Origin of the sequence: uncultured Tenacibaculum sp. (assembly GCF_947499065.1) — a bacterium.
Classification (GTDB): domain Bacteria; phylum Bacteroidota; class Bacteroidia; order Flavobacteriales; family Flavobacteriaceae; genus Polaribacter.
In genome coordinates this window covers 1-21,815 of the sequence record NZ_CANMMT010000013.1, presented here as the reverse complement: position 1 = coordinate 21,815, position 21,815 = coordinate 1, and the positions used below count along the sequence as shown (strand labels likewise).

Here is a 21,815-nt window from a genome sequence, read left to right as displayed (position 1 = left end):
TTTATTCTATTATACTAATTTCCACTCTTCTATTAAATTGCTCTTCTCCTCCTAAAGGTTTTGTATATGCCATACCTTTATAACTAAGTCTTTGTTTATTTATTCCTTTTGCTACCAAGTACTTTAATACTCTTTTTGCCCTTGCTTCTGATAAGTTCTTTTTTCCTGTTCTAGAATTATAAGCATCTTCTTTAGGATCATCTGTTTTTGGGCAACAAATATGACCTAATATTTTAATTTTAACTTCTGAATTTGTTTTTAAAAACTCATATAATTCGTTCAAAGCTTTATTACTATCCCCTGTAAAATAATCTTGCCCTGGTAAGAAATACACGTCCTGTAGTGTTATGTTATTCTCTTTTTTTAAATCTGAAAAATCGTTAATCTTATCTTTACTTTTTAATAGAAATACTTTTATTTCTACTTTTCTATTTTTAAAACTTACACCATTTAATTCACCTAAACCAGTACTTTTAACTACATCAAACTCTTTAAAATACTTAGCTACTTCTTTAGCTCTTTTATTAGATAAAATATTATTATATGTTTCTTTACCTAATTCATCAGTATAGCCTATAATTTCAATTTTATCATTCTTAGGATTCAACTGTTTTTTAAAATTCTCTATTTTATTTATTTCAGACTGCTTTAATTCAAATTTATCAAAATCAAACAAAACAGTTTGAAATTTATTTTCTTGAGAAAAAACTGAACCTACCAGCAGTAAACAAATTATAATCAAGCAATTTATTTTTTTCATACTTTCTTTATTTTTAACAAAAATACCCAATTCTTTATTGAATTGGGTATTTTCTCAACTAACTAATCACAAATAGTTTTAATTTACTTTCCAGTCGTAATTAATTTTTCTCTTTAAATATTTCTTTAAAGGTTCTAATCCTATTTTTTTCCTTCTTTCATCTACATTATTAGGATCTTCTACTGGAAATGGTTCCAATTTCCTCTCTTTATTATATCTAAATTGCATTCCATATAACTGTAATTCCCCAGTATTTACCAAAATACGGTCTTGTATTTTAGCATATTCCACACAACTTCCCTCTCCATCTAAACATGCTTGCTTTATTCTAGGCAAATATTTAATACGCACAGATTCTTTTTCATGATGATTTATTATTAGCAAAGGTCCATCAGCTGCCAACTTACCTACCATAGAGTATGAAGGCCATCCTTTTTCTTTAATCAACTTTTCCATGGCAGCAAAATTCCCTCTGGTAAGTTCTTTTTTCATTTCAGCTATTGGATAATACCAATGAGGAGCTTTACCATTTTTCATATAATAGCGTTTAGCCATGTCCAATTGATAATCTAAAGATTGATCTTTCATTATTAATTTTAACAACTGTTTTGCATATTCTGGATTTTTCAGTTTTAGTTTTTCTTTCTGATATTTAGCCAACTGCATTTTTTCTATCTCATCCCACCTTTCGTCCTTTGTTAACGATAACAAATCATTATCTGCCAAACACCATAAAGAATTACTCTTTTTTAGCGCCTTATTTAAATAGTAAAAAGCACTATCTTTTTTATACAACAATGCATAAGCACATGCAAGATTATAAGTATCATTATAATTATTAGAGTCTTTTTTTAAACTTAACTTATAAGCATCAATTGCTTCCTCTAAACTCCCTTTATCTCTAAGAATATCTCCTTTACTTTGAGCTAAAGTAGAAATACTAAACAGTAAAATAATTAAGCTTTTTTTCATAGCTTTTTTTGTTCTTTTAATGGTGTACTTAATAATTGAATAACTATAGCTATTGCCATTCCTAAAGTTGGAGTAATTAACATATTAGATAAACCACCAAAAAGTAAATTATTATTAATACCTCCTGCTTTTGATATAAAATAAAAACTATGCAGCAATCCTAGCATCAAAGAAAAAACACTAATAACTATACTCCAATTCATCAACTTTTTAATTTTTTTGTTATAAATCTCTTGATTTTCCTTCTCTTTTAACTTCTTAAAAAAGTTGATAAATGCTATTATTAAAAAAGCATATAAAACAAGAACAAACTTTAAATCTCCGTTTGTTAAAAAATCTAGTAAAGGCATTCTCATATGTACAAATGTTTTGAATTAATATTTATTTTTTTCTTGTTCTGTTATTAAATAAGACTTAAAAATCTGAACTAATTTTCGAGTACTTGAACCTGAAGAAGCATTAAAAGTAAGACAGATAGTTAATTTCAACTTTGGAAAATATGCCACTGCTGACCTAAACCCATCAATAGCACCATTATGACCATAGACCGTCATTCCATTAAAGTCTACTACAGAAATCCCCATTCCTATTTCATCTTGAGGTGTTGTCATTTTTTTTATCATATTTTCTGACAAAAACTCACCTGTAAACAATGCATTATAAAATATACTAACATCTTTGGCATTAGAAATTATTCCTCCAGCACCCATTGTTCCAGTTAAATTGGTATGAAAAGTAATCGGATGCCATTTACCTCCTTCTGGGTAATAACACATTGCTTCATTCTTAGAAAAATTAATATCTTCTCCAAAGTCTGTCTCTTTTAAACTAAGTTTATCTATGATTCTTTCTTTAAGAATCTTTTTAAACATTTTACCTTCTACATCTTCTGCTATATAAGCTAATAGAACATAATTAGAATTTGAATACTCTGTTTTAGAATTAGGAACAAATAAACTTTGATAACTCATTATTTTATCAAGCATTTCTTTCCTCTTTCTAGGTTCACTAATCCAAACCTCAAAGTTTTTATCGTTAGTTATATTATAAATACCACTTCTATGATAGAGCATATCTGAAATAGTAATTTTCTCTGAATTTGTTATTCCTGAAAAGTACTTACTTAATTGAGTATCTAACGACAGCTTGTTTTCTTTTATAAGCTGTAAAATAATTGTAGCTGTAAAAGTTTTACTAATTGAACCAATTCTAAACTTTGTTGTTAAATTATTCTTTTTATTTAAATCTATATTAGCAAAACCTATAGATTTATTATACACTTGTTTTCCATCTTTTAGAATAAAAACATTACCCATTGCCTTGTTTTCTTCCTCTAAACTTTTTAAATAATTATCTAAATTCTGACTCTGTGTACAACTCAAAAAAGAGCATAAGAGTACAATAAGAGCTAAAAGTTCTTTTCTCATTACATTAAAATTAATTGTGAATATTTAGTTTATTTTTTCTTTAGAGTAAGCCCTATAATTCCTAATCTAGCAATTATAAATGCTAACATCCCGAAACAAGGTGATAATAAAGCAATTTTTAACCCTCCTGCTAAAACACCTGAACTAAAATCAATTGCCACTGCAATAGCATCCATAGCTTCAATCATTCCTATCATAAAACCTAAAAAACCCCAAACCAAAGCCAATAAGCTCACATGACTAATTAGTTTTTGTAATTTTCCATCATCATCTCCTTTTATAAATGCAGTTACTAAAAAAAAGATACAAATAAGTAATAAAACCAATATTGTATACATGTATAATGGCCCTCCGTCTGTTAATAAATTGGCAAATAAAAATGTCATTTTTTAATTTTTTTAAATTAATACACTCCAAATCTATCTAACAGTTTAATCTTATTTTTATAAATGCGATAGATGAATTAATTAGGCAGGTGAATTACAATTTTAGTTTTCTTCTATATCTCATCTTATATTTTTTACACTTTTACTTGACAATCTTGTATTTCGTCGCAAAAAATGTGTTTTTTAAATAAAAAAAGTAATATTGTAAACTTATGAAAAAATCAGATTTGATTATTAAAATGTTACTTAAATATAGCATACACTTATTGTTTTGGATAGGTGTTTATTTTTTCTACACATACTTTTTAGGTTATGGAAGTATCAACACTAAATATGTCAATCAATTTTCTTGGTTTTTAATGCCAATTACAATTGCATCTAGTTATTTTTTCTTTATCTTTTTAATACCTAAATTTTTAATTAAAAAGAAACACTTAGAATTTCTTATCTATTCTATTTATACATTTATAATATCTTTCTTCTTCATTATAATTTCTATACTCTATGGATTAATTTTTTCTGCAGATTCAATGATTACTGGAAATACAATCCCTCTAACTAAAGGTTTCTTATTCATAATCTTAGGAGTTTATTTTGTCATTTTCATTGCTATTACATTAGGCTTAGTAATACATAACTATAAATCTTCTCAACGAAATGAAGAGTTAAGAAACAAATTCTTACAAACTCAACTCCAATTAAAAGAACAAGAGTTAAAGTTTTTAAAAATGCAAATTCATCCTCATTTTTTATTCAATACTTTAAATACTTTATACGGGTTCGCTTTAAAAAAATCTGACGATGCCCCAGACATGATTTTAAAACTCTCTGGACTTTTAGATTATATTTTATACCAGATTGATAAACCGTCTGTACTCTTAAAAAATGAAATTGAACATATTGAGAATTATATTACTTTAGAAAAAATGCGCTTTCAAGATAGTTTAGACATCCATTTTTATAAGGATATTGAGTGTAATGATGTAAAAATACCTCCAATGCTATTATTACCTTTTGTAGAAAATGCATTCAAACACGGAGTTCAAATTAATGGGATTTTAAAAATTAATGCTTCAATAAAAACAAATCAAAACTCATTAGAATTTAACATCCAAAACCCTATAAAACACATCAGTTCTTCTAAAAAAGGTATTGGTTTAGAAAACATAAAAAAGCGTTTAGAAATGCTGTTTCAAAATAATTATTCCTTAAACATAACTCAGGAGAATAACATCTTTAAAGTTGAACTTAAAACTACGCTAAATCATGTCTAAAAAAATAACCTGTATAATTGTTGACGACGAGCCTATAGCTAGAGAAATTATAACTTCATTTGTTGCTAAAATCCCTAACCTAGAACTCTTATCTACATGTAGCAATGCTACTGAAGCTATTCAATTTATGGAAAAAAACACTGTTGATTTATTTTTTTTAGATATTAACATGCCAGAAATAACAGGTTTAAGCTTAGCCAAAATAATTGGTCAAAAATCAAAAGTTATTTTTACTACCGCTTATAGAGATTATGCCGTAGACGGGTTTAATTTAAACGTCGTTGATTATTTACTAAAACCAATTGCTTTTGAACGTTTTTTTGAAGCTGTTCAAAAAGTAACAAAAAGCAATAACACAATTACTACTACCGCTAAAGAGGAGTCTTTTAAAAAAGAATTCATGTTTATTCGTTCAGATAGAAAAATGATAAAAATCAATTTTAATGAAATTGAATACATAGAAAGTTTGGGAGATTATGTTAAAATTTTTCTTAATCAAACCGTTATTGTAACAAGAGAAACCATGAACAATATAGAAAATAAATTACCTCAAAATAGTTTTATTCGAATTCATAGATCGTATATTGTTTCTCTTAATAAAATCTCTTCTTACACTAATGAGTTCATCGAAATAAACAAAAAAGCATTACCTATTAGTAGAAGCTATAAAGAAAGCACATTACAAAAATTAGCAGAAGTGTAAGTGAAACTCTATCTTTACGGCAAAATTTTTACACTTTGAACACAGCAGAATTTAAATTTCAAGCTTCTGATAAATCAGTAGAAAACTTATCCGTTACATGGCAAACTCCAAGTAATATTGCTTTAGTTAAATATTGGGGAAAAAGTGAACCTCAAATTCCTAAAAACGCATCTATTAGCTTTACTTTGAACAATTGTCATACTACAACCACAATTGAGTTTACTAAATCGGAAAAAAATGAGAATGCTCAATTCGAATTGTTTTTTGAAGGAAAAAAGAAAGACGATTTCAAACCTAAAATTGCTAAATTCTTTGAAAGAATTCAAGAATATTGCCCATATATATTAGAGTATAAAATGGTTATTTCTTCTGAAAACTCTTTTCCTCACAGTAGTGGTATTGCATCATCTGCAAGTGGGATGTCTGCTATAGCTATGTGCTTAATGAATTTAGAACATAAGTTAAATCCAAATTTAACAGAATCGTTTATAAATAAAAAAGCTTCTTTTTTAGCCAGACTTGGGTCTGGAAGTGCTAGTAGAAGTATTGAAGGACCAATTGTTGTTTGGGGAAAACACCCAGTAATTGAAGGGAGCTCAGATTTATACGGAGTAAAACTACCTCACAAAGTACATCCAATTTTTGAAAACTACTGCGATACTATTTTATTGGTGGATAAAGGTGAAAAACAAGTAAGTTCTACAGTTGGTCATAATTTAATGCATGAGCACCCTTTTGCAGAACAACGCTTTATACAAGCCAATGAAAATTTAGAAAAAATATCAGAAATCCTTCAAAATGGCGACATTAAAAGCTTTATCAATTTAGTAGAAAGTGAAGCATTAACGCTACATGCAATGATGCTAACTAGTAATCCTTATTTTATTTTAATGAAACCTAACACTTTAGAAATCATTAATAAGATTTGGGAATATCGCAATGAAAATGACAGTAACATTTGCTTTACTTTAGATGCTGGTGCAAATGTTCACGTGCTTTACCCTAATTCAGAAAAGACTGAAATAGAGTTATTTATTAAGAATCATTTATCAAATTACTGCCAAAAAAATCAGTATATTTGTGATAGTGTGGGGTTGGGAGCAAAACCACTATAACCTTAAATTCCTTGAAATTATGAAAACTTCAACATTAATAATCGTTATGTTTTTTGGTTTCTTAACTTCATCTATAACTGGTCAAGAAACAATTTGGTTTGATAAAAACTGGAAAGAAACAACAAAAGATAATCATGAATTCTATAGACCTTCACCAAAAAAAATTAAAGATGGTTTTTGGATTGTAGATTATTATAAAAACGGCCAAATTCAAATGGAAGGATACAGTACTGTTAATAAACCTGACGGAGAAGTATTTGATGGTTTAGTTATTTATTATCATCCTAATGGTAAACCTTTTCACAAGGCTAATTATAAAGATGGTAAGTTAGACGGAGTTCGTAAAGTATATTATGAATCCGGTGAATTAAAACAGCAAGGAAAGTATAATGATGGTAAAAGAGAAGGAGTATGGAAAACCTTTTACAAAAATGGAAAAATAGAAACCAAAGGAAAATATAGAGATAACGAAAAAGTTGGAGTTTGGAAGACATTTTATAAAAACGTATACTAGTTTGTACACTAATACAATTACTTGTACTTTTGCATCGTAACTAAAAAATTATGAAAGGACCTTTATTTTACGCAAAAATATTACTCTTTGGTGAGTATGGAATTATAAAAGACTCTAAAGGGTTAGCTATTCCATTTAACTCATACAAAGGAGCTTTAAAATCTGCTAGTAATTTAACAGGAGAAGCAAGCAAATCTAATAATAGCTTAGCTAACTTCTATCAATACCTTGCTGATTTAGACTCAGATATCGTTTCTTTCGATTTAGTCTCTTTAAAGAATGATATTGATAATGGAATGTATTTCGATTCATCAATCCCACAAGGATATGGTGTAGGAAGTTCAGGAGCTTTAGTTGCATCTATTTACGATAAATACGCTAACAATAAAATTACTGTTTTAGAAAACTTAACTCGTGATAAATTATTGGTTTTAAAACAAATTTTTTCATTGATGGAATCTTTCTTCCATGGAAAAAGTTCAGGTTTAGACCCTTTAAATTCATACTTAAGTTTACCTATTTTAATAAACTCAAAAGAGAATATTGAACCAGCTGGTATTCCTTCTCAAAAAGAAGGTAAAGGAGCCGTGTTTTTATTAGACTCTGAACAAATTGGAGAAACAGAACCTATGGTAAATATCTTCATGAATAAAATGAAGAACGAAGGGTTTCGTAAAATGTTAAGCGAAGAATTTTCTCTTCACACCGATGCTTGTATCGATGATTTCTTACAAGGAAATATTAAATCGTTATTTAGCAATGTAAAAAAGTTATCAAAAGTAGTTTTGATGAACTTTAAACCTATGATTCCGACTCCTTTCCATAAAGTTTGGGAAAAAGGTATTCAAACCAACGATTATTATTTAAAACTTTGCGGTTCTGGTGGTGGTGGTTACATCTTAGGTTTTACTGAAGATTACCAGAAAGCAAAAAACAGTTTAAAAGATTATAAATTAGAATTAGTATATCGTTTTTAATAATATTACCATGAGTAGTACTTTAAGAACAAATACTTTTTTGTTAAAAATATTTAGCCTTCTTTCTGTAGTTAGAGGATATAATATATTAGTATTAATAGCAGCCCAATATTTGGCTGCTATTTTTATTTTTTCAGATAAAAAATCGATAAAACCAGTTCTTTTAGACTGGCACTTACTTTATTTAGTTATTGCAACAGTTTCAGTAGTTGCCTCTGGATACATTATAAATAACTTTTACGATAAAAATGCCGATAGAATTAATCGTCCTATAAAATCTGGTATTGATTCTTATGTAAAACAAGAAACCAAACTTTCTTTATACTTCTTCTTGAATTTTGTTGGTTTTGGTTTTGGATGGCTAGTATCTTGGAGAGCTGCTTTATTTTTTGCTTTATATATTTTTGGTATTTGGTTTTATTCTCACAAACTTAAAAAACATCCTTTTATAGGGTTAATAAGCGTAACTACCTTAACTATACTTCCTTTTTTTGTTGTTTTTATACATTATAAAAATTTTTCAAAAGTAATTTTTGTACATGCTATATTTCTTTTTTTAGTTATCATGATTAGAGAATTAATAAAAGATTTAGAAAATATAAAAGGAGCAATTGCCAACAATTACAACACATTCCCTGTAAAATACGGAGAAAAAAACACCAAGAAACTCATTATATTATTAATGACTTTAACTTTAATACCTATTGGTGTCTTATACAACTACCCTGCTATTGAGTATATGAAATACTATTTCTATTTAGCAGCTTTTACTTTATTTTCCATCGGAATTTACACATGGAAAGCAACTAGAACAAATCAGTATCGCCTCTTACACAATATTTTAAAAATATTATTATTAATAGGTGTATTTAGTTTATTATTCATAGACAAGTCTTTAATTTTAGACAAAGTCGTTGAAGTTTTAGATTAAAAACCAAATAATTGGCGTACATTTGCCCACTTTTTAAAATTTAAGCATGAATTCAAAAAACTCGTCGAGAGGACGACAAGCTGATCGTAACAGCAATCCTCAAGGAAATAAAAGATTTAATAAAGGTTTCAAAAAAAACAAACCTAATAAACCTACTCAGAAAAAAACTGAAGATACTGGTATTCGTTTAAATAAATTTATTGCTAATTCTGGAATATGCTCTCGTAGAGAAGCTGATACTTATATTGAACACGGTAGTGTTTCAGTAAACAATAAATTGGTTACCGAAATGGGATATAAAGTTCAACCTGGAGACGAAGTACGTTTCGATGGAACTTTAATTTCAATAGAAAAAAAGCGTTATATTTTATTAAATAAACCAAAAAACTATATTACTACCATGGAAGACGACCGTGGTCGTAAAACAGTTATGGAAATCGTAGCTAACGCAACAAAAGAACGTATTTACCCTGTTGGAAGACTAGATAGAAACACCACTGGTTTATTATTATTTACAAACGATGGGGAATTAGCAAAAAAACTAACACACCCAAAACATAACGTTCGTAAATTATATCATGCTTCTTTAGACAAGAAACTTTCATTATCTGATTTAGATAAATTAAGAGGTGATGTAATTATTGAAGGAAGAAAAGTTTTCATTGATGCTGTTTCTTATGTAGAAGGTGAAAGAAAAACAGAAGTTGGTATTGAAATTCATTCTGGTAGAAACAGAATCGTTCGTAAAATATTTGAACACTTTGGATATACTGTAAAAAAATTAGATAGAGTTGTTTTTGCTGGTATGACTAAAAAGAATTTGCCACGTGGTAGATGGAGAGAGTTAACTCAACAAGAAGTAAACAACCTGCAAATGTTATAAAAAAAATCCCGAGTATAAACTCGGGATTTTTTTATTTATTTTTCTTCTTATGATCTTCTTGCACTTCTTCGCTTCTATATTTACAACAAGGATGCAAATTATCATATGCTTCTTTAGTTGCTTTTATAGCTTTAGTATCGTGCCCTACATTTGCTAAGTTTTGTTGAATTGTTTTGACATCTGTTTTACGCTCATCAATAATTAATTTTAACTCATGAGTTTTTACATTCCATTGCGCATATTTTACTCCTTTACTATTTAAAGCAGCTTTTTCAATACGCCCTTTACACATCATACAAACTCCATCTACTTCTAAAGATATCTTTGCGTTTTTCTTTTTTTTCTGAGCTTGTGTTGAAAAACCAATCAGCAACAAACCTATTATAAATATTATTTTTCTCATGTTTTTATATATTATTTAATTGTTCTATTATTTTTTTATTAATCTATTTTAAATCGTAATCCTGTATAAAAATTACTTCCAAATATGGGCGCATACACAATTGTTGTATCAAAATTTGCTCCAAATGGATTATTACTTTCTATGATAGGATTTTTCTGTTTATAATTAGTAATATTTTCTGCTCCCGCATAAATCTCAAACTTTTTTGAAAACACTTTTGTTATCTGAGCATTCAATAAATTATAACTCTCAGAATATGTAGGTAATTGATGTTGTATTGGATTTGATTGGGTATTTGGTAATCGCTGTTCACCAATCCAATTATAGGTTATATCAAACTTCCAACGAGCATCATTTTCTTTTTTTGAAGTTTCATACGAGACGTTGGCAAAAAAACGATGCTTGGCTTGCAAAGCCTTATCTAAATTCCCTGACTTATAATCGGTAGTAACATCATAAAATTTATACGAAAATCTTGTATTAAAATACGGTATAATGTTTTGATTAATCTCAACCTGAAAACTATTCGCTATACTTTTCCCATTCAAATTATAAAATGAAATCTCTTGAGGATTCTCCCAATCTACTACAACTTGATTTGTAAAGTTTGTTTGGTAGAAATCAAAAGTAACATCTCCTTTTCTTCCTAAAAGTTTATATCCTTGTAAGAAAGAGATTCCATAATTCCATGCTTCTTCTGGATTTAATCCATAAATCTTGCCCCCTACATCATCTATATTGATTTGCCTTGAAGAAGCAAAAAACTGTTGATTTTCGGCAAAAATATTTGCACTTCTTCTTCCTTTACCTATCGAACCTCGTAAAACTCCTCTTTCCCAAGGCACATATCTAGCATGTAAACGAGGGGTTATAAAAGTTCCCAATAAATTATGAGTATCTATTCTTAATCCTGCAGTAACACTAAAATTTTCAGAATTATCGTAAGCGTATTCAAAAAAAGCACCAAACGAATTTTCTTTACGATTATAATTTTGAGCTGTAGCTACTTTTACAAATTCATCATATTTATCATATGTAAAACTAACACCTGTTTTAAATTTATTTCTAGTATCACCAATAATTGAATTAAAAATAAAATTGGTGTAAAAACTTTGATGTTCAATATTATAGTCTCTTAAACCAAAATACGAGTCTTGTTTATGATTACTATAAGCAGCTTGAAATCCCATACTTTGAAAAGGTAAATCTGGAAATACATACCCTATTTTGGTGGAAGCATCAAATCGTTTTGTTTTAATTTCACTTCCCCATATAGTATTTAATCCTTTATGAATATCTGGATTAAAATTAGTTTGCCCTACTTGTTTCTCATCATTTAAGTATCTAAAATTAATAAAACTCACCCAACCTTTTTCAGCATTAGTATACTGCCATCGGTTCATTATATTAATTTGCTCTGCTAAAGGATTGTCTAAAAACCCATCTTTATTATTATCAAACTTCTGCCCTCTATAATTCCCATGAACATACACCCCTGTCTGCCACTTATCATCCAATTCCTGATTAAAGTGTGTATTCAATTCTAACCTTCCTCCTATAGAACCATAAGCATTTGCAGAAAACTTATAATCGGTAAATGGTTTTACCAGCTCGGCGTTAACTTGACCAGAAATACTTTCATAACCATTAGTTACACTTCCCGCTCCTTTAGTTACTTGAATACTTTCAACCCAAGTTCCAGGAGTAAAAGAAAGTCCAAATGCTTGAGAAGCTCCTCTAATAGAAGGAATATTTTCTTGTGTTATTAACAAATATGGGCTCTCCAAACCTAGCATTTGAATTTGCTTAGTACCCGTTAAAGCATCTGAAAAGTTCACATCAATAGATGGATTCGTTTCAAAACTTTCTGATAAATTACAACAAGCAGCTTTTAATAACTCTTCACTATTGATAGTTACTAAATTTTGTGTTTGTAAGTACGATCTTTGGGTAGCACTTTTCTTTGCTTTTATTGAAACCTCTTCTAATGTATTACTCTCATTTAAAAAGTGACGTATAGGCTTTAAACTATTAACAATTAGTGTATCTGTTTTATAACCTACAAAACTAATTATTAACTTTTTATACTCTTTTTTATAAGGTATTATAAATTTACCTCGCTCATTAGTAGTTACCCCTACACTTGTATTTAGCCAGTATACACTAGCTCCATAAACTCCTAAATTATCTTTAGGGTTATTTTTATCTATAACTGTTCCTTCAATTGTTTCTTGAGAAAAAGTTATAGAAGTAATCAGTAATAAAATACTGAATATATTATTTTTCATTATTTAATATCATACTAAATTCTACAATTCTTATTTCAACTAAAAAGAATTATAAAATCATATGATAAAAACTTCGTGAAGTACCTGTATGTCGAAAACTAAATCAGGTGGTGAATAATATTGGTGAGGTATAAATTGTTTTTCTTCTTCTTGAAAAATCAATTTATAAGACATTAAAAAAGCTACAAATAACTTAGCTTTCTTAAAAACTATCTTTTCTGAAGAAACTTTTTGAATTTCATCTTGTCCATCAATTTGATGAACTTCATTTTTACAACATTTATCTTTCTTCTCTGTACTTTCACAATCGTCCTGTTCTAATCCATTACAAGAACCTGCTTCACCGAGATAAGATATATCAACTAAAAAATCGCCACAGTAATGTTTATCTACCGTAAAAGAAAACGTAGAAAACAACACTAACAGAGCCAGTACTGTAGAAAATATTTTAGACATTAACTGTTTCATGAAATGCAAATGTACAAAAAATCAAAATTGTGTTTTTTATAACACTTGTTAAAACTACTTTTGTAAGTTCTAACGTTTAATTACGAACTAGGTATTAAATTTACGAATAATGAACTTACAAGATTTAAAAAATAATATTGATAAAATTACAGATAGTAATGCTGATAAAGAATTAAAGCTACAACAAATATGTGATTACTTAGCTTCTGAGATTTCTTATTATGATTGGGTTGGATTTTATTTCAGAAACGGAGATAAAGAGGAATTAAAATTAGCTCAATTTAATGGAGAACCTACAGACCATACTATTATTCCATTTGGAAAAGGAATTTGTGGTCAAGTAGCTGTTAGTAATGAGAATTTTGTTGTTCAAGATGTAAGCGAACAAGATAACTATATTTCATGTGGATGGAAAGTAAAATCTGAAATTGTAATTCCAATTTTTGTAAACGAAGAAAACATTGGTCAAATAGATATTGATTCTCATACAGTTAACGCTTTTTCTACAGATGATGAAGACTTATTAGAGTACACATGTAAAAAAGTTGCCACTTTTATTTAATTTTTTTCGTAAACATTTGATTATTAGGATTTTTTTTCTTTTATTTGAACAGTTTTATTAATCCCACATAATCCCCTTAATTATGAGCACTAAAGAATACCCTTCTTATGCTGCATTAGGCAATGCTAATGCTCAATCAAAATCTCAACAATCTTTTTTAGAAAAATTTACAATGTGGTTTCGTGATTTCTTAGAAAACGCGGAATAAAACAATATTTTTTTCACATTTTGTTGTATAAAACACCACCAAAATTCTAATATTTTTGGTGGTGTTTTTCTTTTGTTTTCTTCTAAAATAATTATTGCGTAACCCTTACTGTTTTAGTAGCTTTGTTCGCTTAACAACACAACAACAATGAACAATACAAAAACTATTAAATCTGCCCTAATTTCGGTATTTCACAAAGACGGATTAGAGCCTATTGTAAAAAAACTTAACGATTTAGGTGTAACTATTTATTCTACCGGAGGAACTGAGAAATTCATTAAAGATTTAGGTATTCAGGTAGTACCTGTTGAAGATGTAACTTCATATCCTTCTATTTTAGGTGGTCGAGTAAAAACATTACACCCAAAAGTGTTTGGTGGAATTTTAAATAGACAAGACCATGAGGGTGATGTAGCAGAGATGCAAGAATACAACATTCCTCAAATAGATTTAGTTATCGTAGATTTATATCCCTTTGAAAAAACAGTAGCTTCAGGTGCTCCTGAACAAGATATTATTGAAAAAATTGATATAGGAGGTATTTCTTTAATCAGAGCTGCTGCAAAGAACTTTAAAGACACAGTAATTGTTTCTTCTATGGAACAGTATGATGAGTTTTTAAATTTAATTTCTGAAAATAATGGAGAAACTTCTGTAGCAGACAGAAAAAAGTTTGCCGCTAAAGCTTTTAATATCTCTTCTCATTACGACACAGCTATCTTTAACTACTTTAATGCAGACCATGAAGAAGCTTCTTTAAAAATTAGCGAAACAAATGGTAAAGTACTACGTTATGGAGAAAACCCACATCAAAAAGGTTTCTTTTTCGGCGATTTAGATACTATGTTTGATAAACTACATGGAAAAGAATTAAGTTACAATAACTTATTAGATGTAGATGCTGCTGTAAATTTAATGAACGAGTTTAAAGGAGAAGATCCAACATTTGCTATTTTAAAACACAATAATGCTTGTGGTTTTGCTCAAAGAGAAACAATTTATCAAGCTTATACTGATGCTTTAGCTGGAGATCCTGTATCAGCTTTTGGAGGTATTTTAATTTCAAACACAAATATTGACAAAGCTACTGCTGAAGAAATTCATAAATTATTTTGTGAAGTAGTTATAGCTCCATCTTTTAATAATGATGCTTTAGAAATTTTAAAAGGAAAAAAGAATAGAGTTTTACTAGTTCAAAAAGAAGTTGAACTTCCTAAAACTACTGTAAGAACTTGCTTAAATGGAACTTTAGTTCAAGATAAAGACTTTATTACAGACAAATTAGAAGATCTATCATACCCAACAAACAATAAACCAAACAATAATGAGTTAGATGATTTATTGTTTGCTTCTAAATTATGTAAAAACACAAAGTCAAATACTATTATTTTAGTAAAAAACAAACAACTATTAGCTGGTGGAACTGGACAAACTAGTAGGGTTGACGCTCTTAAACAAGCAATTGAAAAAGCTAATAGTTTTAATTTTGATTTAAATGGAGCTGTAATGGCAAGTGATGCATTTTTCCCATTTCCAGATTGTGTAGAAATTGCACATAACGCTGGAATAAAAAGTGTAATTCAACCAGGTGGTTCTATTAAAGATCAACTAAGTATTGATTTCTGTAATAACAACGAAGTTTCAATGGTTTTTACAGGAACAAGACATTTTAAACATTAATAATTTTAGATGCAGAAACATTACAGATTTTTATTAGATTTGTAAGATTCCACTTAAATATAAAAAACAAGGATACCATATGGGTTTTTTCGACTTTATGACTGAAGACATTGCAGTAGATTTAGGAACTGCAAACACGTTAATTATACACAACGGAAAGGTTGTTATCGATAATCCATCCATTGTTGCTCGTAATAGATTGACTGGTAAAATTATTGCTACAGGTCATGAGGCGAACAGAATGCAAGGAAAAACACATGAGAACATTAAAACAATACGTCCATTAAAAGATGGAGTTATTGCAGACTTTGATGCTTCTGAACAAATGATTAAAGAATTTGTAAAACAAATTCCTGCCATAAAAAAGAAGCTTTTTCCACCATCATTACGAATGGTTATTTGTATTCCTTCTGGAATTACTGAAGTGGAAAAACGTGCCGTTATCGATTCTGGTCGCCATATGAATGCTAAAGAAATCTATTTGATTTATGAGCCAATGGCTGCTGCTATTGGTGTAGGTGTTGATATTATGGAGCCTAAAGGTAATATGATTATTGATATAGGTGGTGGTACAACTGAGATTGCTGTTATTGCACTTGCAGGTATTGTTTGTGATCAATCTGTAAAAGTTGCTGGTGATTTATTTACTAGTGATATTATGTATTACATGCGTACGCAACACAACTTATATGTTGGTGAAACTACTGCAGAAAAAATCAAAATTCAGATAGGTTCTGCAACTGAAGATTTAGACACACCTCCAGAAGACATGATGGTTCAAGGGCGTGATTTATTAAGTGGAAAACCAAAACAAGTACAAGTTTCATATAGAGAAATAGCTAAGGCATTAGATAAATCTATTTTACGTATTGAAGATGCCGTTATGGAAACTTTATCTAAAACACCACCAGAATTAGCTGCTGACATCTACAATACTGGTATTTATTTAGCAGGTGGTGGTTCTATGCTTAGAGGTTTAGACAAACGTTTATCTAGAAAAACTGATTTACCTGTTTATGTTGCTGAAGACCCTTTACGTGCTGTAGTTCGTGGTACTGGTATCGCATTGAAAAATCTTGAAAAATTCAAATCTGTATTAATCAAATAAATTTTAATGATTATTTATGCAACAGCTTATTTATTTCTTACAGAAGTATAAACACTTTTTGTTTTTTCTATTTTTAGAAATTATCGCTGTTGCATTAATCATTAATAACCACTCTTTTCACCGAAGTAAATTTATTAGCTCAACCAATTTTATTACTGGAGGATTATACAATAAGTCTTCAGAAATTTCTGAATACTTAAATTTGAAAGACCAAAACAACGTTCTTGCAAAAGAAAATACTTTATTGCGAAATAAATTAGAAAAAGTTTACAAACTAATTGATACTACAAAAATCACTTCGGTGTCAGATTCGCTATATTCAAATCAACAATACAAATACATTAACGGAAAAATCGTCAATAACTCGTATAACAAATCCAATAACTTTATAACCATTAACAGAGGTTCAAAAAACGGAGTTTTTACAGAAATGGCAGTTATTAACAGTAAAGGAGTTATAGGAATTACTGATAATGTTTCTGGTAAATTTGCTAGAGTTCAATCTATTTTAAATTCAAAAAGTAGGATTAACGCTAGCTTTAAAAACAACAATCATTTCGGAACTTTAACATGGAATGGAAAAGATTATAATACAGTTCAACTAACAGACATTCCTCGTCAAGCGATTTTCAAGGTTGGAGATACAGTTATAACTGGAGGTAAATCTACTATTTTCCCAAAAGGAATCCCTATTGGAACTATACTTGAAGTTCCTAAAAAGTTATCTGCTTCTAACACTATTGATGTTAAATTATTTAATGATATGTCTAACTTAGGACATATTTACGTGATAATAAATTTAGATAAAAAAGAAATTAAAACTGTAGAAAATGAATAAGACCATTTATATCATATTTTTATTTGTTTTTCTCTTGTTATTACAAGTTCTTGTCTTAAATAATATATTATTTTTAGGATATGTAAACCCTTACTTATATATAGTTTTTGTTTTTCTTTACCCATTAAACACTAATCGTTTTCCTTTCTTAAGCTTGGCCTTTTTACTTGGTTTATGTGTTGACAGTTTTTCTAACTCTGGAGGAATGCATGCTTTTTCTATTTTATTTATAGCATACATAAGGCTATTTTTGGTTAAAACTATCTTTAAAAAAACGGAATCTGATTATTTATTATTTAACCTAAGACTAGAAACATTTGATAAAGTATTTAATTACACAGTAATTTTAACACTTATTCATCATTTCATTTTATTTAGTTTAATTAATTTTAGTTTTTATAATTTTTCAAATGTACTTGTGAATACACTATTTTCTAGTGTTTTTACGTTGGTATTGTATTTCTTAGGAAGTTTTATCTTTAGAAAGAAACTTGCATAACTATATTTTAAACAACATCTGTCACCAACAATAAAGATAAAAACAACGGATGAAACGAAGTTTTTTACTATTTTTTTTAGTCACTTTAATTGGAATCATCTACATCGTTAGACTTTTCCAATTACAAATACTTCGTGGCGGTAATCAAAATCCAATACAAAGTTCTACTGTAAAAATTGAGTATGACTACCCTGAACGTGGTCATATATATGATCGAAACGGAAAATTATTAGTAGCAAATCAATTATCATATGATGTAATGATAGTGCCTAAAGACGTAGAACCTTTAGACACTTTAGAATTTTGTTCTCTCTTAAAAATTGATAAAGAAAGTTTTAAAAAACGTTACAAAAAAGCAGTGAAATTTGCACGTTGGTTACCTTCAGTTTTCCTAAAACAGTTAGCAAAAGAAGACTTTGCTTACTTACAAGAAAAACTACCTAAATACAAAGGTTTTTATATTCAAAAACGTATTATTAGAAACTACCCAGTTAAATCTGCTGCTAACATTGTAGGATTCATTGCCGAGGTTAATGAAAGAAAAGCAAAAGCTAGTAACTATTACGAACAAGGAGAGCTAATAGGAAAACTAGGTGTTGAAAAGCAATATGAAAACGTCCTTAGAGGAGTTAAAGGAAAAAAACATTTTAAAAGAAATAACCTAAATAAAATTACCGGAACTTATAAAAATGGTAAATACGACACACTAGCAGTTCCAGGTAGAGATTTAACCCTTACCATAGACACTAAGTTACAGCAATATGGTGAGTTATTAATGAAAGGTAAAAGAGGCGGCATTGTTGCTATTGAACCTAAAACTGGAGAAATTTTAGCTTTGGTTACTGCTCCATCCTATGACCCTAATTTATTAGTTGGACGAAAAAGATCACCTAATTCTGTAAAATTATTTAACGACACCATAAACATTCCTACTTTCGATAGAGGTTTACAAGCCATGTACCCTCCAGGGTCGCCTTTTAAAATTATTAACGGTCTAATAGGACTACAAGAAGGAGTTATTGATAAAAACACTGGAGTTTATTGCCAACATGGATACAGATATGGTAGTCGGAAAAATGAATTTATGGGGTGTCACTGTGGTATTGTAGGAAGACCTATCCGATTAAAAACAGCAATAGCAGAATCTTGTAATAGTTATTTTGCTACTACTTATAAGAAAATTGTAGACAAATCTGGTGACCCAAAAATAGGAATGCAAAAATGGAACAAGCATGTTGAAAGTTTTGGACTGGGTAATTATTTAGGTTATGATTTACCTTCTGGAAGAAAAGGAATGATTCCAGACTCTTTATTTTATAACAAATGGTATAAGAATAAATGGAAGTCAACATACACTATTTCTAATGCAATTGGACAAGGAGAAATACTTACCACTCCAATGCAACTGGCTAATATGACTGCTGCCATTGCTAACAAAGGGTATTTTTACACGCCACATATTGTAAAAAAAATAGACAATAAATCAATTACAGATTCTACTTATACAACCAAGAGAATCACAACAATCGACCCTAAGCATTTCCCTATTGCAATAGATGCAATGCATGAAGTTTTTACCTATGGAACAGCTAGATGGTATCAAATAAAAGGCATAGAAATTTGTGGTAAGACTGGTACTGCTGAGAACAAAATTAAAATTATAGACGGAGAAAAAGTAACAGCTCCCGATCATTCTATATTAATTGCCTTTGCTCCTAAGGACAATCCTAAAATAGCTATGGCTGTTTATATTGAAAACGGAGGGTATGGTTCTACAATAGCTGCTCCAATAACAAGCTTAATGATTGAAAGCTATATAAAAGGAAATGTTTCACGAAAAAACCTAGAAGATAGAATGATTAACTATAGTCTTCAAGAGCAATACGATAAATTAATTCAAAAGAAAGATACACTTGCGCAAGGAACGAAATAACATATTTGAAGATATCGATTGGATACTTGTTTTATTATACATTGTATTAGTTGGTTTTGGTTGGATGAATATTTATGCAGCTTCATCTACTGATGACACAAGAGAGTTTTTTGATTTTTCGAGTAAATATGGAAAACAATTAATTTTCATCTGCCTTAGTGTACCTGTAATTATTTTAATTCTATTCTTTAATTCAAAATTCTACGAACAATTCGCTAGTGTTCTATATATAGTTTCACTGGTTTTACTAGCTGGAGTTTTAGTATTAGGACGGAAAATTAATGGAGCAACTTCTTGGTATAATTTTGGTGTTATTGGTCTACAACCATCAGAATTTGCAAAAGCATTTACAGCACTTGCTTTAGCAAAATTAATGAGTGACAGACAGTATAACCTGAAACTTGTTAAAAATCAAATAAAAGCATTCTTTATTATATTTTTACCTGCTTTTTTCATCGCTCTTCAGCCCGATATGGGATCGGTTTTAATTTATTTTGCCTTCTTTTTTGTTTTAAATAGAGAAGGATTAACACTTGCTTACATAATTTTTGGTGCACTATCAATAATACTTTTTATACTTACAATATCTTTTGGAGCTAAATGGATTCTTTTTATCTGTTTAACAATTATCACTTTATCCGTAATATATGGCCTATATAAAGACAAACGTTATTTTCGTTTTAACGCTATAAAAATCATTAGTATATATCTTTTTACCAGTATCTCTATTTTAGGTATTAGCTATACCTATAATAATATATTAGAACCTCATCAAAAAGACAGGTTTGATATTCTTTTAGGAAAAACTACAGACCTTAAAGGAAAAGGATATAACACATATCAATCAGAATTAACCATTAGCTCAGGAGGCTTCCTAGGCAAAGGTTTTTTACAAGGCGATAGAACACAAGGAAAATTTGTTCCTGAACAAGAAACTGACTATATCTACAGTACTGTAGGTGAAGAATGGGGATTTTTGGGAAGCTCTTTAGTTATTATTCTGTTTATGTTTTTACTATACCGAATTATATACTTATCGGAAAAACAAACAAATAAATTTGGTAGAATTTATGGCTATGGAGTAGCTTCTATAATATTTTTTCACCTAATTGTAAACATAGGAATGGTTATAGGTTTATTACCAACTATTGGAATACCTCTACCCTTTTTTAGTTATGGTGGATCTTCATTATGGGGCTTTACACTTCTATTGTTTATTTTCATTCGTTTAGATGCCCATAAAAAATACGATTGGTAAGATTTTTTTTAACAACTCTCTTTTCTCTCTCTATCGATAAAAGCATTTGTGTGCCATAAAAACAGCTATACAAACTACTTAAGAAGCTTATTAAAGAAAACTTTATTAAACAGACATGTGGCTTCTATACTCTTTATAAATTCTCTTCTTTAATCACACTCAAAAAAAATCAAAAACAACTCCTTGAATAAAAAGCTATTTTAAATTTAAAGCATAAAAAAACGTTTCAATTTTCATTGAAACGTTTCTACTATTAACTAATCTTATTTTTTTTATAAAGCTGCTACGTGCTTTGCTAACTTAGATTTTAAGTTTGCAGCCTTATTTTTATGAATTACGTTGTTCTTAGCTAATTTATCTAACATAGACACAACTGACGAAAACATACCTTCTGCTTCTTTTCTATCTTCAGTAGCTCTTAATTTTCTAACAGCATTACGAGTTGTTTTGTGCTGATATTTGTTTCTTAAGCGCTTTGCTTCGTTACTTCTAATTCTTTTAATTGCTGACTTATGATTTGCCATTTTATTAATTCTTATTTGTTTATAAAAAACTTTGTAGTCCGTACGGGAATCGAACCCGTGTTACCAGGATGAAAACCTGGCGTCCTAACCCCTAGACGAACGGA

24 protein-coding genes and 1 tRNA gene are annotated in these 21,815 nt (G+C 29.1%); 15 read left to right on the top strand and 10 right to left on the bottom strand.

Annotation, left to right across the window (positions count from 1 at the left end):
- Position 1 precedes the first annotated feature (1 nt).
- The 5 genes from Q0958_RS17415 to Q0958_RS17395 form a co-directional block, all read right to left on the bottom strand.
- Positions 2-760, bottom strand: a complete 759-nt coding sequence (locus tag Q0958_RS17415) for an OmpA family protein (protein WP_299125465.1) — start codon at positions 758-760, stop codon at positions 2-4.
- A gap of 78 nt (positions 761-838) precedes the next feature.
- Positions 839-1,732, bottom strand: a complete 894-nt coding sequence (locus Q0958_RS17410; protein WP_299125462.1) for a DUF6624 domain-containing protein — start codon at positions 1,730-1,732, stop codon at positions 839-841.
- Complete coding sequence (locus Q0958_RS17405) at positions 1,729-2,088, bottom strand: hypothetical protein (RefSeq protein WP_299125459.1); 360 nt, start codon at positions 2,086-2,088, stop codon at positions 1,729-1,731. The genes Q0958_RS17410 and Q0958_RS17405 overlap by 4 nt, the downstream gene beginning before the upstream one ends.
- An 18-nt stretch (positions 2,089-2,106) precedes the next feature.
- On the bottom strand, positions 2,107-3,159 hold the full coding sequence (locus Q0958_RS17400) for a serine hydrolase domain-containing protein (RefSeq protein ID WP_299125456.1): 1,053 nt from the start codon (positions 3,157-3,159) through the stop codon (positions 2,107-2,109).
- A gap of 29 nt (positions 3,160-3,188) precedes the next feature.
- Positions 3,189-3,545, bottom strand: coding sequence for a hypothetical protein (locus tag Q0958_RS17395; protein ID WP_299125454.1), 357 nt, complete (start codon positions 3,543-3,545; stop codon positions 3,189-3,191).
- Between the two features lie 212 nt (positions 3,546-3,757).
- Here Q0958_RS17395 and Q0958_RS17390 point away from each other — a divergent pair, with 212 nt between their 5' ends.
- The 7 genes from Q0958_RS17390 to Q0958_RS17360 are packed head-to-tail and all read left to right on the top strand — an operon-like array spanning position 3,758 to position 9,942.
- A complete protein-coding gene (locus tag Q0958_RS17390; RefSeq protein WP_299125451.1) occupies positions 3,758-4,819 on the top strand; it encodes a histidine kinase in 1,062 nt (353 codons plus the stop codon).
- A complete protein-coding gene (locus tag Q0958_RS17385) occupies positions 4,812-5,522 on the top strand; it encodes a LytTR family DNA-binding domain-containing protein (protein WP_299125448.1) in 711 nt (236 codons plus the stop codon). The genes Q0958_RS17390 and Q0958_RS17385 overlap by 8 nt, the downstream gene beginning before the upstream one ends.
- 35 nt (positions 5,523-5,557) lie before the next feature.
- Entirely contained in the window at positions 5,558-6,637 is a 1,080-nt protein-coding gene (locus Q0958_RS17380) for a diphosphomevalonate decarboxylase (protein ID WP_299125446.1), read from the top strand.
- 19 nt (positions 6,638-6,656) lie between these two features.
- On the top strand, positions 6,657-7,151 hold the full coding sequence (locus tag Q0958_RS17375) for a hypothetical protein (RefSeq protein WP_299125444.1): 495 nt from the start codon (positions 6,657-6,659) through the stop codon (positions 7,149-7,151).
- A gap of 50 nt (positions 7,152-7,201) precedes the next feature.
- The gene (locus Q0958_RS17370; RefSeq protein WP_299125442.1) at positions 7,202-8,128 is read left to right on the top strand and encodes a mevalonate kinase; all 927 of its coding nucleotides are present in this window, start codon (positions 7,202-7,204) and stop codon (positions 8,126-8,128) included.
- A gap of 10 nt (positions 8,129-8,138) precedes the next feature.
- Positions 8,139-9,059 (top strand): geranylgeranylglycerol-phosphate geranylgeranyltransferase, encoded by a 921-nt coding sequence (locus Q0958_RS17365; RefSeq protein WP_299125440.1) that lies wholly within the window; start codon positions 8,139-8,141, stop codon positions 9,057-9,059.
- A 46-nt stretch (positions 9,060-9,105) separates the two neighbouring features.
- Positions 9,106-9,942 carry a pseudouridine synthase gene (locus Q0958_RS17360; RefSeq protein WP_299125438.1) on the top strand — a complete coding sequence of 279 codons (837 nt, stop codon included), beginning with the start codon at positions 9,106-9,108 and terminating at the stop codon, positions 9,940-9,942.
- 31 nt (positions 9,943-9,973) lie between these two features.
- On the opposite strand, the gene Q0958_RS17355 is transcribed toward Q0958_RS17360, so the two are convergent.
- From Q0958_RS17355 to Q0958_RS17345, 3 genes are read right to left on the bottom strand one after another with little or no spacing between them, the layout of a single operon-like run.
- A complete protein-coding gene (locus Q0958_RS17355) occupies positions 9,974-10,345 on the bottom strand; it encodes a cation transporter (protein ID WP_299125435.1) in 372 nt (123 codons plus the stop codon).
- Positions 10,346-10,383: 38 nt separating this feature from the next.
- Positions 10,384-12,633 carry a TonB-dependent receptor gene (locus Q0958_RS17350; RefSeq protein WP_299125432.1) on the bottom strand — a complete coding sequence of 750 codons (2,250 nt, stop codon included), beginning with the start codon at positions 12,631-12,633 and terminating at the stop codon, positions 10,384-10,386.
- Positions 12,634-12,690: 57 nt separating this feature from the next.
- Positions 12,691-13,101, bottom strand: coding sequence for a hypothetical protein (locus Q0958_RS17345; protein WP_150900982.1), 411 nt, complete (start codon positions 13,099-13,101; stop codon positions 12,691-12,693).
- Between the two features lie 109 nt (positions 13,102-13,210).
- Here Q0958_RS17345 and Q0958_RS17340 point away from each other — a divergent pair, with 109 nt between their 5' ends.
- The 8 genes from Q0958_RS17340 (at position 13,211) to rodA (ending at position 21,187) form a co-directional block, all read left to right on the top strand.
- Complete coding sequence (locus Q0958_RS17340; RefSeq protein ID WP_299125427.1) at positions 13,211-13,663, top strand: GAF domain-containing protein; 453 nt, start codon at positions 13,211-13,213, stop codon at positions 13,661-13,663.
- Between the two features lie 82 nt (positions 13,664-13,745).
- Positions 13,746-13,871, top strand: coding sequence for a hypothetical protein (locus Q0958_RS17335; protein WP_299125425.1), 126 nt, complete (start codon positions 13,746-13,748; stop codon positions 13,869-13,871).
- A 147-nt stretch (positions 13,872-14,018) separates the two neighbouring features.
- Positions 14,019-15,551, top strand: a complete 1,533-nt coding sequence (purH, locus tag Q0958_RS17330; RefSeq protein ID WP_299125422.1) for a bifunctional phosphoribosylaminoimidazolecarboxamide formyltransferase/IMP cyclohydrolase — start codon at positions 14,019-14,021, stop codon at positions 15,549-15,551.
- A 79-nt stretch (positions 15,552-15,630) separates the two neighbouring features.
- Complete coding sequence (locus Q0958_RS17325; RefSeq protein ID WP_299125420.1) at positions 15,631-16,659, top strand: rod shape-determining protein; 1,029 nt, start codon at positions 15,631-15,633, stop codon at positions 16,657-16,659.
- Positions 16,660-16,675: 16 nt separating this feature from the next.
- Positions 16,676-17,497, top strand: coding sequence for a rod shape-determining protein MreC (gene mreC / locus Q0958_RS17320; RefSeq protein ID WP_299125417.1), 822 nt, complete (start codon positions 16,676-16,678; stop codon positions 17,495-17,497).
- Positions 17,490-17,996 carry a rod shape-determining protein MreD gene (mreD, locus tag Q0958_RS17315; RefSeq protein ID WP_299125414.1) on the top strand — a complete coding sequence of 169 codons (507 nt, stop codon included), beginning with the start codon at positions 17,490-17,492 and terminating at the stop codon, positions 17,994-17,996. Before mreC ends, mreD begins: the two co-directional genes overlap by 8 nt.
- A 49-nt stretch (positions 17,997-18,045) precedes the next feature.
- A complete protein-coding gene (gene mrdA, locus Q0958_RS17310) occupies positions 18,046-19,929 on the top strand; it encodes a penicillin-binding protein 2 (protein ID WP_299125411.1) in 1,884 nt (627 codons plus the stop codon).
- Positions 19,910-21,187, top strand: a complete 1,278-nt coding sequence (gene rodA / locus Q0958_RS17305) for a rod shape-determining protein RodA (protein ID WP_299125408.1) — start codon at positions 19,910-19,912, stop codon at positions 21,185-21,187. The genes mrdA and rodA overlap by 20 nt, the downstream gene beginning before the upstream one ends.
- A 272-nt stretch (positions 21,188-21,459) precedes the next feature.
- Here rodA and rpsT read toward each other — a convergent pair whose 3' ends face one another.
- Positions 21,460-21,711 (bottom strand): 30S ribosomal protein S20, encoded by a 252-nt coding sequence (gene rpsT / locus Q0958_RS17300; protein ID WP_150900989.1) that lies wholly within the window; start codon positions 21,709-21,711, stop codon positions 21,460-21,462.
- A gap of 34 nt (positions 21,712-21,745) precedes the next feature.
- Positions 21,746-21,815: transfer RNA gene (locus Q0958_RS17295), tRNA-Glu, on the bottom strand.